General features: G+C 56.8%; 15 protein-coding genes and 2 tRNA genes. 2 read left to right on the top strand and 15 right to left on the bottom strand.

Features of this window, described 5'->3' with window-relative positions:
• Nucleotides 1-35 precede the first annotated feature (35 nt).
• On the bottom strand, nt 36-911 hold the full coding sequence (gene dapA, locus MDG893_RS04185; RefSeq protein ID WP_007152478.1) for a 4-hydroxy-tetrahydrodipicolinate synthase: 876 nt from the start codon (nt 909-911) through the stop codon (nt 36-38).
• Between the two features lie 74 nt (nt 912-985).
• On the opposite strand from dapA, the gene MDG893_RS04180 reads away from it, so the two are divergent.
• Entirely contained in the window at nt 986-1,453 is a 468-nt protein-coding gene (locus MDG893_RS04180; RefSeq protein ID WP_007152477.1) for a peroxiredoxin, read from the top strand.
• Here MDG893_RS04180 and MDG893_RS04175 read toward each other — a convergent pair.
• Together MDG893_RS04175 and MDG893_RS04170 are read right to left on the bottom strand one after the other, a co-directional pair.
• The gene (locus tag MDG893_RS04175) at nt 1,450-2,529 is read right to left on the bottom strand and encodes an AI-2E family transporter (protein WP_007152476.1); all 1,080 of its coding nucleotides are present in this window, start codon (nt 2,527-2,529) and stop codon (nt 1,450-1,452) included. The two genes, MDG893_RS04180 and MDG893_RS04175, sit on opposite strands and share 4 nt — an antisense overlap.
• A gap of 30 nt (nt 2,530-2,559) precedes the next feature.
• Nucleotides 2,560-2,787, bottom strand: a complete 228-nt coding sequence (locus MDG893_RS04170; RefSeq protein WP_007152475.1) for a sulfurtransferase TusA family protein — start codon at nt 2,785-2,787, stop codon at nt 2,560-2,562.
• A 154-nt stretch (nt 2,788-2,941) separates the two neighbouring features.
• On the opposite strand from MDG893_RS04170, the gene MDG893_RS04165 reads away from it, so the two are divergent.
• Nucleotides 2,942-4,420 carry a M48 family metalloprotease gene (locus tag MDG893_RS04165; protein ID WP_007152474.1) on the top strand — a complete coding sequence of 493 codons (1,479 nt, stop codon included), beginning with the start codon at nt 2,942-2,944 and terminating at the stop codon, nt 4,418-4,420.
• Between the two features lie 2 nt (nt 4,421-4,422).
• Here the strand turns inward: MDG893_RS04165 and nadA are convergent, their stop codons facing one another.
• The 12 genes from nadA to ruvA form a co-directional block, all read right to left on the bottom strand.
• A complete protein-coding gene (gene nadA / locus MDG893_RS04160; RefSeq protein WP_007152473.1) occupies nt 4,423-5,484 on the bottom strand; it encodes a quinolinate synthase NadA in 1,062 nt (353 codons plus the stop codon).
• Between the two features lie 214 nt (nt 5,485-5,698).
• A tRNA-Lys gene (locus MDG893_RS04155) sits at nt 5,699-5,774 on the bottom strand.
• A gap of 66 nt (nt 5,775-5,840) precedes the next feature.
• Nucleotides 5,841-5,916, bottom strand: a tRNA-Lys gene (locus MDG893_RS04150).
• Between the two features lie 85 nt (nt 5,917-6,001).
• On the bottom strand, nt 6,002-6,778 hold the full coding sequence (gene ybgF / locus MDG893_RS04145; protein WP_040474281.1) for a tol-pal system protein YbgF: 777 nt from the start codon (nt 6,776-6,778) through the stop codon (nt 6,002-6,004).
• A gap of 12 nt (nt 6,779-6,790) precedes the next feature.
• On the bottom strand, nt 6,791-7,369 hold the full coding sequence (gene pal / locus MDG893_RS04140; RefSeq protein ID WP_007152471.1) for a peptidoglycan-associated lipoprotein Pal: 579 nt from the start codon (nt 7,367-7,369) through the stop codon (nt 6,791-6,793).
• A gap of 73 nt (nt 7,370-7,442) precedes the next feature.
• A complete protein-coding gene (gene tolB, locus MDG893_RS04135) occupies nt 7,443-8,726 on the bottom strand; it encodes a Tol-Pal system beta propeller repeat protein TolB (RefSeq protein ID WP_007152470.1) in 1,284 nt (427 codons plus the stop codon).
• 62 nt (nt 8,727-8,788) lie between these two features.
• On the bottom strand, nt 8,789-9,763 hold the full coding sequence (gene tolA, locus MDG893_RS04130) for a cell envelope integrity protein TolA (protein ID WP_007152469.1): 975 nt from the start codon (nt 9,761-9,763) through the stop codon (nt 8,789-8,791).
• Nucleotides 9,764-9,841: 78 nt separating this feature from the next.
• Complete coding sequence (gene tolR, locus MDG893_RS04125) at nt 9,842-10,288, bottom strand: protein TolR (RefSeq protein ID WP_007152468.1); 447 nt, start codon at nt 10,286-10,288, stop codon at nt 9,842-9,844.
• A gap of 43 nt (nt 10,289-10,331) precedes the next feature.
• Entirely contained in the window at nt 10,332-11,021 is a 690-nt protein-coding gene (tolQ, locus tag MDG893_RS04120; protein ID WP_007152467.1) for a protein TolQ, read from the bottom strand.
• A gap of 14 nt (nt 11,022-11,035) precedes the next feature.
• On the bottom strand, nt 11,036-11,479 hold the full coding sequence (gene ybgC, locus MDG893_RS04115) for a tol-pal system-associated acyl-CoA thioesterase (RefSeq protein WP_007152466.1): 444 nt from the start codon (nt 11,477-11,479) through the stop codon (nt 11,036-11,038).
• Nucleotides 11,472-12,500 (bottom strand): Holliday junction branch migration DNA helicase RuvB, encoded by a 1,029-nt coding sequence (gene ruvB, locus MDG893_RS04110; RefSeq protein ID WP_007152465.1) that lies wholly within the window; start codon nt 12,498-12,500, stop codon nt 11,472-11,474. Before ruvB ends, ybgC begins: the two co-directional genes overlap by 8 nt.
• 155 nt (nt 12,501-12,655) lie before the next feature.
• A complete protein-coding gene (ruvA, locus tag MDG893_RS04105; RefSeq protein WP_007152464.1) occupies nt 12,656-13,288 on the bottom strand; it encodes a Holliday junction branch migration protein RuvA in 633 nt (210 codons plus the stop codon).
• Between the last annotated feature and the right edge of the window lie 22 nt (nt 13,289-13,310).

Genomic DNA, 13,310 nt, shown 5'->3' with positions numbered 1-13,310 from the left:
GGCGACTCCAGTTACGATAGATGGTACAGCCTGACTCAGAGTACGCCAGAGGCTTTCAGTGCGTCTTCCACTTCACCGTGGAACCTGTCACTCAAGGGGGTGAGCGGAAGACGGATGCCCTCCCCGATCAGGCCCATACGGTAGAGAGCCCATTTCACAGGGATGGGATTGGCCTCGAGGAAAAGTTTGCGGTTCAGGGGCATGAGCAACTCGTTAAGCCGCTCGGTTTCCTCCTCATTGCCAGCGATGGCGGCTTCACACAACGCAGCCATACCCTTGGGCGCCACATTGGCGGTAACAGAGACGTTGCCCTTGGCGCCGGCGAGCATCAGCCCGGCGGCCGTCGCGTCGTCACCAGAGTAGACCACCAGGCGGCCTTTAACGGCTTCAACCAGCTCGGCACCTCGGGGAATGTTGCCGGTGGCATCCTTGATGCCGATGATGTTCGGAATATCCGCCAGGCGCTCTACGGTCTCGTTCAACATGTCGCACGCTGTTCGGCCCGGAACGTTGTAGAGAATCTGATCAACCGGGACAGCCTCGGCAATGGTCTTGAAATGCCGATAAAGGCCTTCCTGGGTCGGTTTGTTGTAATACGGAACCACAAGCAGGCAGGCATCGGCACCCAGCTTGTGAGCTTCCTCGGTCAGCTCTATGGCTTCGCGGGTGCTGTTGCCGCCGGTACCGGCAATCACGGGGATGCGGCCGTTGACGCGTTTTATGATATGCCCGACCACCCGCATGTGCTCTTCCGGGTCCAGCGTGGCGGATTCACCCGTCGTTCCAACGGCCACGATACCATGCGTTCCGTTGTCGAGATGAAAGTCCACCAGCTTATCAAGGTGCTCCCAATGAACGCTGCCATCGGAATGCATGGGCGTGACCAGTGCGACAAGGCTCCCCGTAATCATAAAAACTCCGTGCGAATAAAAACGATATGGTAATGTTGGGCACCCACTGACACAAGGGAATTAAAGGAGATGTCATGTCAGCACCCGAACTGAACCGTCCTGTTGATGATTTTGAGGCTCCGGCTACCGGAGATCAAACCATTCGTTTATCAGACCTGAAGGGCCGGAACGTGGTGGTCTATTTTTACCCAAAGGACAACACCCCTGGATGCACCACCGAAGGTCAGGATTTCCGTGATCGGCACGACCAGTTTGAAGCACTCGACACGGTCATTTTCGGCGTGTCACGCGACGGCCTGAAAGCCCACGAAAACTTCCGCGAAAAACAGGCATTCCCCTTTCACCTGATTTCCGACAAGGACGAAGCCCTCTGCCAACTGTTCGATGTTATCAAGCTGAAGAAGCTCTACGGCAAGGAATACATGGGCATTGACCGCAGTACCTTCCTGATCGACAAGGACGGGGTTCTTCGCAGGGAGTGGCGAGGTGTGAAAGTACCAGACCACGTTGACGAAGTGCTGGAGGCCACCAGGAGTCTTTAAGACTCCTTTGGCAGCGCCTCTGCCTGTCCGTTCTTGACCGGCCATGCCGAGAAGATTGCCTTGAGCATGGTCGCCAGCGGAATGGCGAAGAACACCCCCCACAAGCCCCAGATACCGCCGAAGAACAATACGGCCACGATAATGGCAACGGGGTGCAGATTATTCACTTCCGAAAACAGGATGGGAACCAGAACGTTGCCATCCAGCGCCTGGATCACACCGTACACCACCATGACCCAGATAAACTCACTGCCCCACCCGAAGGCAAACAGCGCGATCATGGCGACGGGGATGGTTACAACGGCTGCCCCGATATAGGGAATCACTACGCTCAGCCCCACCATCAATGACAGCAGCGCCGCATAGGGCATACCCAGAACCTTGAAGGCCACGTAGGTGATCCCCCCAACGATCAGTATCTCGACCGCCTTGCCCCGCACATAGTTGGCACACTGAAGATTCACTTCGTGCCAGATCCTGACCATCATCGGACGTTGGGACGGCAGCATGCGAGCGATGGCACCCAGCAGCACCCGGCGGTCCTTGAGGAAGAAGAATACGAGGATCGGCAACAACACCATGTAGATCAGCAGCGCCACCAGATCCGGAATGCTTTCCAACGAAAACGACACCAACCACTGGGTCATGCGGCCGGCTTCGGTGGTGACCTGATTGTAGATGGTGTTGATGCCTTCCATGGATATCAGCGTTGGGTACTGTTCAGGAAGCACTTCAAGATAGGACTGCATCTCTCTGAAAATACGAGGAGCTTCTCCCGCCAACCCGGTCACCTGAGTCCAGATCAGAGGTAACAGCCCGAACAAGACGCCAATAAGCAGCCCCAGGAAGACAAAGAACACGCCTATGATGGACACGATTTCCGGGATGCCGAGCCGATTAAGCTTGGTGACCAGCCCCTGGAGAATAAACGCGACGATAACGGCAGCAATCGCGGGCGCCAGCATGGAACCGAAAAAAATGATGAAGATGACACCTGCCAGTATCAGCAGGAAAAGAATGACGGCTTCTTCATCTGAAAAGTATTTGTGGGCAAGACCACGTAAAATTCTGATCATCAACGACTCCGGAGGGTCATTACTACGGGCTTAACCGCCGCACTTTATCACAAAGGTGAAACAGCCACCCTGTTCGGATGTACGAACCAGTTCATGGGTCGACAGCTTGAGGAACGCAGGAATATCTCTTGCAGAACCGGCGTCTGTGGCGATAACTTCAAGTTCCTGGCCGGGAGACATGCTGTTGAGTTCGAGCTTGGTTTTCAATAACGGCATCGGACAGCGCAGGCCCGATGCATCCAGTGTTCGGTCAGCCATGGCAATAAGGCATCCGTATGTTCAAAACAGGAGCCGGCATTATGCCCACAGTGATATTGTATTGCACCTCAATCGTAACAGACGAACCCCGAAAGAACTTTCGGTGGCACAATGCTGTCAGAGAGAACCCCATGACAACGGACATCGCCCATTCATGACTGTAACAAACCGCCGCCGAATTCAATGGCCAGGCATGCTGATACCCGCCCTGGCCCTGGCGTTTTCACTGAACGTCGGTCAGGCCTCGGCACAGTCGTCGGACAGCACGCTGCCATCCATTGGTGGCGCCGGCGGCGGGCTTATCTCTGAGCGCCAGGAATCGGATATCGGGCGCCAGGTGATGACATCCATCCGTCGATCCGCCCCTCAGATCACCGACGCCCTGGTCCAGGACTACCTGAACTCGATCATTTATCGCCTCGTACCCTCGGCTCCCCTCAGTAGCAGCGACCTTACGCTGGCGATCATCGACAGCCCCGACATCAACGCCTTTGCGGTTCCCGGCAATGTCGTCGGCGTTAATGGCGGCCTGTTCCTGAATGCCGAGAGTGAGCAGCAGTTTGCCTCGGTTCTGGCCCACGAACTGGCGCACCTGAGCCAGCGCCACTTCGCCAGGCGCCTGGAACAACAGGAAACCAGTGCCCCGCTGACCATTGCCGGCATGATCGCTGGCATCATACTCTCAGCAGTTACCCAGTCGGATGTCGGCATTGCGGCTATCGCCGGCACCCAGGCACTGGCGGTGCAGAACATGCTGGCTTATAGCCGGGCTCACGAACAGGAAGCTGACCGCGTCGGCATGGACATACTGGCCAGCTCCGGCATGGACCCGAGAGGGATGCCGGAAATGTTCGAAATCATGATGCGTCAGAACCGCCTGCAGGGAAATCGCGTACCGGAGTATCTGTCCACCCACCCGCTGACGCAGAATCGGGTATCCGACACCCGCAACCGCGCCGAGCAATACCCTCGCAGGGATGTGGCCGATGCCCAGGAATATCATCTGATTCGATCCCGGCTGCAGGTTCGCTACGCCAAGTCCGCAGATATCGCTGTGGAAACCTTCAAGGACTACCTGAACCGCTCGGATACTGAAAAGCCGGATGCCATTCGTTACGGCCTGGCGGTTGCGTGGCTGCGAAATGGAAACCAGAGTGAGGCGGTCACTGAGCTTGAAAGGCTGCTTGATGGAACACCGGGACGCATCACCTACCAGGTTACACTTGCGGAGGCGCTGATTGAGCAGGACAAGCTCAACGAAGCTCGCAGCCTGCTTTCCGAGGCCCTTTCAAGGAACCCCGGCAACTACCCGATTACCGACATGCTCGCACGCCTGGAGACTGCGGCGGGTAACGGCGAACGTGCCGCCGAATACCTCCTCAGGCTGACGCGGGAACTGCCGAAGAAAGAGCATCTCTGGCTGAGGTTGGCAGAAGCCGAGGGGTTGGCACGCAACATCGTCGGGGTGCATCGGGCAAGGGCCGAATACGATATCCTGATGGGCGACCTTGAGGCGGCCCAGCGCCAATTGCGCCAGGCCCAGGAAAGGCTCCCCGCCGGAGCGCCGTTGCGCCAAATCGTGACCGAACGATTGTCACAGGTGTCAGAGCGGCTGAACCAGCGCCGCAGCTGACATCAGGCGTTGCCGGCAGCCTTCAGATTCATCTCGGCCGTGAAGTCCAGCATTCGCTGAAGCGGCCTCAACGCATCCTCCCGCAACGACGGGTCCACGTGAACCTCTTGATCGCCGTTCTCAATTACTGACAGCAGGTTCTCGAGGCCATTCATCGCCATCCACGGACAATGGGCGCAGCTACGACAGGTGGCGCCGTTTCCAGCCGTTGGTGCCTCAATCAAGGTTTTGTTGGGGGCCAACTGCTGCATCTTGTAGAAAATGCCGTTGTCAGTGGCAACGATGAACTGATCGTTGGGCAGCGTCTGTACCGCATGAATCAGCTGGGAGGTCGAGCCGACAACATCGGCCATCTCGACCACCGCATTGGGCGATTCAGGGTGCACCAGAACCGCCGCATCCGGATACAGCGCCTTCAGGTCTTCCAGCCCCCGGTATTTGAACTCTTCATGCACGATGCATGAACCATCCCAGAGCAACACATCCGCACCGGTGGTTTTTTGCACGTAGTAACCCAAATGCTTGTCCGGGGCCCAGAGTATTTTTTCACCGCGGGCATCCAGCGACTCCACAATGGCCTGAGCACAACTGGAGGTGACCACCCAGTCCGCCCTCGCCTTCACTGCTGCGGAGGTATTGGCGTAGACCACAACGGTGCGGTCGGGATGCTGATCGCAAAAGGCTGAGAACTCGTCCGCGGGACAGCCAATGTCCAGCGAACAGGTAGCCTCCAGTGTGGGCATCAGCACCCGTTTTTCCGGGTTCAGAATCTTGGCGGTTTCACCCATGAAACGGACACCCGCCACAACCACGGTCGACGCTTTATGCTGGTTGCCAAACCGGGCCATTTCCAGCGAATCGGCAACACAGCCGCCGGTTTCCTCGGCCAGGCGCTGAATGTCGGGATCGGTGTAGTAATGAGCCACGAGCACCGCATCCTGCGCTTTCAGCGCTGCACGAATACGGGACTCAAGGTTGGCTTTCTCGTCGTCGCTCAGGGTCTTTGGCTCCGCCTGGTGTGCCAGATGTTCCTGAACGAGAATACGGTCTTCAACTCGCGTCATTACTGCATCTCTGTATTGCGTTAACGTCGGAAGTATATCACTTCGGCCACGACTTTCACTGGGCTGACACCCTGCTGTCACAGAGTTTTGCTTAGGCTGTTCACATGCACCCTTTCACTACGCCCACTATCACAGATGTATGACCGTATACCCAAAAAAAAAAGAGCCCGAAGGCTCTTTTTTCGACAGGAGCCGCTTTGGCTTCCTGTTCTGTTGGTGGGTCGTGAAGGATTCGAACCTTCGACCAATTGGTTAAAAGCCAACTGCTCTACCAACTGAGCTAACGACCCATAACTGTCGGCCCGAATCCGGACCGGAACAACGCGACGACTCAGTCCACCGCCTCATTCGTAATTTGGTGGGTCGTGAAGGATTCGAACCTTCGACCAATTGGTTAAAAGCCAACTGCTCTACCAACTGAGCTAACGACCCAAACGAGGCGCATATAGTAATGATTTTTCAGCGCCGATCAACCCCTAATTCCCAGGTTTCTCAACATTCCTCGCGATGACCATGATCAGCCGTTATTGGAGTCGAGGTACTTCTGCGCCAACTCAGCGGCACTGGTATTCGGATAGTCACGGACCACGGTTTGCATACGCCCACGAGCCTGCTCCTTATCACCAAGCCGGTCCAGGGTCACGCCAAGCTTGTAAACGGCATCCGGAGCCTTGCGATGATCCCCATAACGGGTCGCAACGATGGTGAACGCCTGCCGCGCCTGTTCCAGCTGCTCCTCAACGAGGTACACCTCGCCCAGCCAGTAATAGGCGTTGACCGTCAGGTCGCCCTCTTCATATTCATCTATAAAGTCGTACAACCCATTGATCGCCTGGTCGTAATTCTTTTCCTGATGAATCAGAGTCTGGATTTTCTGGTAATCCGTTCGTTCTTTGTCGGAAGGCTGCCGGTAGATTCTGGTTTTCACCCCCGACTCTCCCGCTGTTTCGGCCGAGTCACCCGCACCCTCTGAGCTCGGCGCAGGCGCTTCCGAGATCTTTTCAGAGAGTTTCAGAATTCGCTGGTCGAGGTCGATATAGCGGTCCCGTGACTGCTTGGTGAGCCGATCAATGAGGTTGCGCTGTTCTTCGACCCGCCCCTGCAATCGGCGAATCTCGCCCTGCAGCTGCTGAATCATGTAGAACAGTTCCGCATTGGCCTGACTGTTGCCAGCCTTGCGTTCAGCCTCAGACGCATTGTCCTGGAACGCCGGAGAAACGGATTGCGCCAGCGCGCCGCCCGCTTGCCCGAAGGCAAGCGGGAGCATCACTGTCGCCATGAGCAAATGTCTCATGGGGTTCGCCTGTTACTGGAAAACGAGTTCAACGCGACGGTTCTGAGCCCACGCGCTCTCACTGGAACCCATCACGGCCGGCTTCTCTTCACCATAGCTGATGGTTTCGGTCTGGCCACGGGAAGCGCCGTTCACGATCAGGAAACGCTCGATGGCGTTGGCACGACGCTCGCCCAGCGCGAGGTTGTATTCTTTCGTGCCACGTTCGTCAGCATGCCCTTCAATACGGACATTCTGGCCAGGATTGGCCTGCAGGAACCGGGCGTGAGCCACCAGCACTTCGCGGGCTTCGGCTTTGATTTCGGCAGTATCGAAATCAAAGTAAAAGGTGGTGATTTCGCGCATGGCAGCCTCTTCAGCCCGTGCGGCACGAGCTTCTGCCTCACGACGCTGCTCTTCGCTCATCTCGGACGAAGACACACCGCCATCATCGTCGCCGCCATAAACAGTGCTGCCACCGTCCTGATCGACAGCAGAAACATCAGAACCGTACGCGCCGTCTTCAGTGGTCTCACCGGTGCTGCTGCAACCAGCAATCAGACCAAGAGACAGTACCATGGCGAACAATTTGTGGTGAGCTGATACGTTCATAATCACTTCCTTCCTTTTTTGAGAGTCTGTTGTACGTTAATACAAACGAACCTGTTCTGTTTGGAGTTCCGGTTTACTCTACGATCGGTGACCATGCCGGTTCACGCACATCACCCTCCGAGGCCGGCAGACTATAGGCCGCTCCGCCATCCGCGGCAATTACAGTTAGTACACTGTCGCCGCCCTGCTTGGTTGCATAGATCAACATCCGGCCATTGGGCGAAACACTGGGCGACTCATCGGACTCAGTCCGGGTGAGAATCGTTTCTTCCTCCGTCTGCAGGTTCGTCCTCGCTATGTGAAACGCCTTGTCTCTCTGATGCACATAGTAGACGTACTTGCCATCGTTGTCTGGCCGCGGGCGGGCATTATAGCGACTACCGAAGGTAATTCTGCGGGGTTCCGCGCTCTCACTGGACTTATGGTAGATCTGCGGCCCCCCGGAACGATCAGACGTAAAGAAGAAACCTTTACCCGTATGATCCCAGGTGGGTTCCGTATCAATAGACCAGTGACTGGTCAGCCGCTTGAGCGAGCGGCTCTGGATATCCATCTTATAGACTTCGGCATTGCCGTCTTTTGACAGGGTCAACAAAAGTGAACGGCCATCAGGAGACCAGGCTGGCGCGGAATTCAAACCCCGGAAGTCCGCAATTTTCGTGCGGTTGCCCGATGAAAGCTCATGGATGTAAATCGCGGGCTTACCGGTTTCAAACGACACATAGGCGAGCCTCTTGCCATCGGGCGACCAGGCTGGCGACAAGATAGGCTCATCACTTTCCAGCCTGACTCTGGCCCTTTTGCCATCCACATCACTGACCTGCAGACGATACAGGGCTTTGCCACCGGAGCGCTGAAGCGTGACATAGGCCAGCTTGGTCGAAAATGCGCCCGGCACACCGGTAATAGCCTCATACACCTTGTCACTGATGTGGTGTGCAAGGCTTCGTGTGCTGTTCACCGATGAGGACGCTGTTGCCCCAAGGATCCTCTCCTCGCGGTTCACATCGAACAACTCGTAACGGGCCTCGATCTTGTCGCCGGTGCGAGTGAGCTGGCCAACCAGCACATATCGCTGGCCAAGAAGCCGCCAGTCGCGAAAATAAACCTCGTCGCCACTGGACGGCAGACTGAGCATTTTCTCCGGTGGCAGTGGCTTGAATTCACCGCTCATGGTGAGGTCGTCGCGAACGATACTGCTGACCTTATCGCCAGACGGGATTTGACCCGTTTCAGCGAATGGGACCACGGCGACCGGAATGGCGGAATCCGCACCCTCCGTGATTCGTATCAACAACTCTGCGTGGGCCGCCGGGCTGCTTCCTATCATCACCATCAGCATAAGCAACCATGTCATCGCCATGCTGGTAGGGGTTGTGCCTGTTGTACTCCGGTTCGTCATTTGATTTCCCATTGCCCTTATCTCAACCGCCGGGGATTGAACTCAATCGTAAACTGGCGAAAATACTTTTCAAACGTGTCCCGATCATCGGGAATCGGATAACGATTCAGCGATTTAACCGCGCCCAGCGCTGAATTATCGAATGCCGTGTTTCCACTGGTGGAGACAAGCTTTACCGAGGCAAGTTCACCCGTCGGTAGCAAGGTGATCTGAAGCCTTGCGGTCATCTCCTCCGTTGCCGACGATGGCGGATACCAGGCCTGACTTAACCGTTCCCGAATCAGCGCCTGATATTTCTGACTTTCCGACAGCATTTGTGACTCGCGTGCCTTGGCAGCAGCCGCCTCCCTCTTACGGCGCTCTTCAGCCTCGCGCTCTTGCTGCGCTTCTTCCGCCAGAGCTTCCAGTTGCTGCTCCTTCAACCGCCGCTCTCGCTCCTTGCGTTTGCGTTCGGCTTCCTGGCGCTCTCGCTCTTCCCTTGCTTTCTGCTCGGCCTCTTCCTTCTTTCGCTGCTCTTCGGCGCGGCGTTTTTCCTCCGCAGCCTTCCGGGCGGCCTCTTCCTGACGACGCTTTTCTTCCTCGGCCTTTTGACGCTCGCGCTCCTTGGCTTCAGCCGCAGCCTTCTGGCGGGCAGCCTCTTCCGCTTTGCGCTGCTGCTCACGCTCCCGCTCGGCCGCTTCTTCCTGGCGTTGCTGCTCCAGCTTCTGCTCTTTTTCCTGCTGGATACGGCGGGCCTCTTCCCGTTCGCGCTCTTCTTCGGCTTTTCGGCGTTCGGCTTCTTCCTTACGTTCTTTCTCTTCCTCCTGCCTGCGTTCTTCGTCACGATCCGGCTCATCAACCGGTTCCGTCACCGGGCTGGGCTCCGGCTCGTTCGGAGTGATCAGGCGCGCAGAAATACTGGGCGGCGGCGGATCCTCGGAGGGATCGGTCCATGTCCACCCGGCCAGGGCCACGCCCAGAATCAATCCATGCAGCAGGATTGACAGAGCCACGGGCGACTTCCAGGGGGGCTGGCCCGTGTTGGTTACATCACGCTCATGACCTCTCACAAAAACCTGCCTGCTCTGTACCTACTCATCAATGGATGGCGCTTCGGTGATCAATCCGACATTAGACGCCCCTGCGGCCTGCAACTGTGCCATCAGCCGCACAACGGTACCGTACTCAACATGCTCATCACCCCGAACAAGCACCTCGCGGTCCGTACGCTGGGACAGAATTTTGGCGATCCGGTCGCGAATGTCGGCGAGCGACATCGGGTCGCTGCTTTCGTCCCCGATATCCATGAAATACGCACCGTTGCTGTCCACAGACACCACGATGGTTTCCACGTTCTTGTCGGACTGGATCGGCTGTGATGTGGTTTCCGGCAGATCCACTTTTACGCCTTGCGTCAGCATCGGCGCCGTCACCATAAAGATGATCAGCAGCACCAGCATGACGTCGATGTAGGGTACGACGTTGATTTCAGACATCGGCTTGCGACTTCTCGCCGGCATCATTCCCATGCCTTTCATGTTTCGGCTCTCCCGACTGGCTGTCCTTTACTGGCTGCCATCCTCATGCGGCTGACTGCTCGCTGTTATGCACACGGCGATGGAGGATGCTCGAAAACTCATCGGCGAAGGTTTCATAGTTCTTCAGCAGTGCGTCGGAGATAGCGGAGAAACGGTTGTAGGCAATCACGGCGGGGATGGCCGCAAACAGGCCCATTGCCGTTGCTATCAATGCCTCGGAAATACCGGGGGCTACCGTTGCAAGGGTCGCCTGCTGAACCTGAGCCAGTCCCCGAAACGAATTCATGATGCCCCAGACCGTGCCAAACAGACCGACATAGGGGCTGGTGGAGCCGACGGTTGCAAGAAACGGCAAATGCATCTCCAACCGCTCCTGCTCGCGGGAAAACGCCACTCGCATCGCACGCTGGGTGCCTTCCATGACAGCATCGGCATCCCGGCTTTGTTGGCGCAGACGGGAAAATTCCTTGAAACCGGCGCGGAACAACGATTCCATACCGGAGAACGGCGTCGGATTACTGTTCACTTCCCGGTAGAGCTGACCCAGGTCCATTCCGGACCAGAACCGTTCCTCGAACGCATACTGGGCCTGCTTGGCCTTGCGGAACACCTTCAGGCGCTGGAAGATCAGTGCCCAGGAGATAATGGACGCCAGGGCAAGCAACAGCATAACCAGCTGAACCAGCACGCCGGCGTTGGCGATGAGATACCAAACAGAAACTTCTGACTCCACCTTTTACTCCTGGATTATTCCACTTGTGAATTGGTTTTCAGGTTGCTTTCCAGCAACTCCAGCATGTTTGCCGGAAGGCGTCTTGGCCGGCCGGAATCCAGTGCAATACAAGCCACGCGAACGTCCGCCGATGCCAGTACCTTGTCGTCGGAGCTGCGAACAACCTGCTGACGAAAATCCATCCATACACGGCCGAAGGCCACCGGTTCCGCGATCACTCGCAACTCATCGTCGAGCCTGGCCGGGGCACCGTAATGAATCGACAGGCGCTGGACAACGTAACTGATGTTATCCGCCAGGCCGGCGCGAAGCCCGACACCCTTGTGACGAACCCACTCCGTACGGGCACGTTCCATGTAGTGCAGGTACTTCGCGTGGTATACGATACCTCCGGCGTCGGTATCCTCGATGTACACGCGAACCGCCAACCCGGCCGACGAATCATAACGCTCAGTCAAAAAGGTCCTCCCGTTCCGGACCGGATGGTACTACGCCGAAATGCTGGTAGGCATTGGACGTCACCATTCGCCCACGGGGCGTGCGTACCATGAAACCCTGCTGGATCAGGAACGGCTCGAGAACGTCCTCGATGGTACCCCGTTCTTCACTGATCGCCGCCGCCAGGCTTTCGACACCCACCGGGCCACCATCAAACTTTTCAATCATCGCCAAAAGCAGGCGCCGGTCCATGTGATCAAACCCCTGGGCGTCCACTTTCAACATATTCAGTGCCTGGTCCGCGATGGATTCACTAATGCGGCCATCTGCTTTTACCTCCGCAAAGTCACGCACTCTGCGTAGCAGGCGGTTGGCAATACGGGGTGTTCCCCGGGAACGGCGGGCAATCTCGTAGGCACCGCCGTTGTCGATAGTGACCGATGACAATCGCGCGGAACGAAGAATAATATCGGTCAGATCCTTGGTGTTATAGAACTCAAGGCGCTGGACGATGCCGAAACGATCCCGCAGCGGCGATGTCAGAAGCCCGGCGCGCGTTGTAGCACCCACCAGGGTAAACGGGGGTAAGTCCAGCTTGATGGAGCGGGCCGCCGGCCCCTCTCCAATCATGATATCCAGCTGGTAGTCTTCCATCGCCGGGTAGAGCACTTCTTCCACGGCGGCGCTGAGACGATGAATTTCATCAATGAAGAGGACATCACCCTCTTCGAGGTTGGTCAGCATGGCGGCCAGATCACCGGCTTTTTCCAACACCGGGCCGGATGTGGTCTTAATCGACACACCCATTTCATTGGCAATGATGTTGGCGAGCGTGGTCTTGCCCAGCCCCGGCGGACCAAAGATCAGAACATGATCCAATGCCTCCTGGCGGCCCCGCGCGGCGGAAATGAAGATTTCCATCTGCTCCCGCACAGCGGGCTGGCCAACATAGTCCGCTAGAACACCGGGACGGATCGCTCGATCCTGCACTTCCTCGTATTGTCCGGCCTGGGCTGTAATCAGGCGATCCGATTCAATCATTGAACTACCCGCTCAGAGGAAATCAACAACATGCCTGTACACTCGTATCGGGTTCATTATGCCCCAATTGTACAAACGGCGCTTTTGCTGTCACGTTACGCTCTCTACACATATGGGGCCAGGAGGTGGTTGATGACACTCCTTTAACCAGCCGGCTAACTGGCAGGAATCATTGCCCGTAGCGCTAACCGAATCAATTCCTGGCTCGACATGCTTTCCTCCGCCACTTTGCTGATGGCCTTGGACGCCTCCTGCGGCTTGTAACCCAGGGCAATCAGGGCGGCTTCCGCCTCTTCCCTGGGGTCATGACCTGCCACAACGCCCGCATTGGCTGAGTCAGAGGTAACCGTCGCATTTGGCGACGCTGGTATGAACTGCCCTTCAAGTTGCCCTATACGATCTGTCATTTCAATAAGCAGGCGTTCGGCGGTTTTCTTGCCAACACCGGGGAGCTTGACCAGGGCATTGGCATCGCGAGCCTCAACACAGCGGATAAACTGATTGGCATCTAACCCCGACAGAATCCCCGCGGCAAGCTTGGGACCAACCCCATTGACCTTGATCAGCAAACGGAACAGGTCCCGGTCCAGCCGTGAAGAGAAGCCGTAGAGGCTCTGGGCGTCCTCGCGAACAACAAAGTGGGTGTGGAGAACCAGCTCAGCGCCGGTTTCGGGAAGGTTAAAGAAGGTGGTATAGGGAATATCGACTTCATACCCCAGGCCGGCGCATTCCACCAATGCCTGGGCGGGGGATTTTTCAATCAGGATGCCTCGGATACGACCAATCAATGGGTTTCTCCCTGGATTTCAA

The organism is Marinobacter algicola DG893 (genome assembly GCF_000170835.1).
GTDB classification, from domain to species: domain Bacteria; phylum Pseudomonadota; class Gammaproteobacteria; order Pseudomonadales; family Oleiphilaceae; genus Marinobacter; species Marinobacter algicola.
The sequence above is the reverse complement of the archived record's forward strand: the minus strand, read 5'-3'. Positions and strand labels throughout refer to the sequence as shown.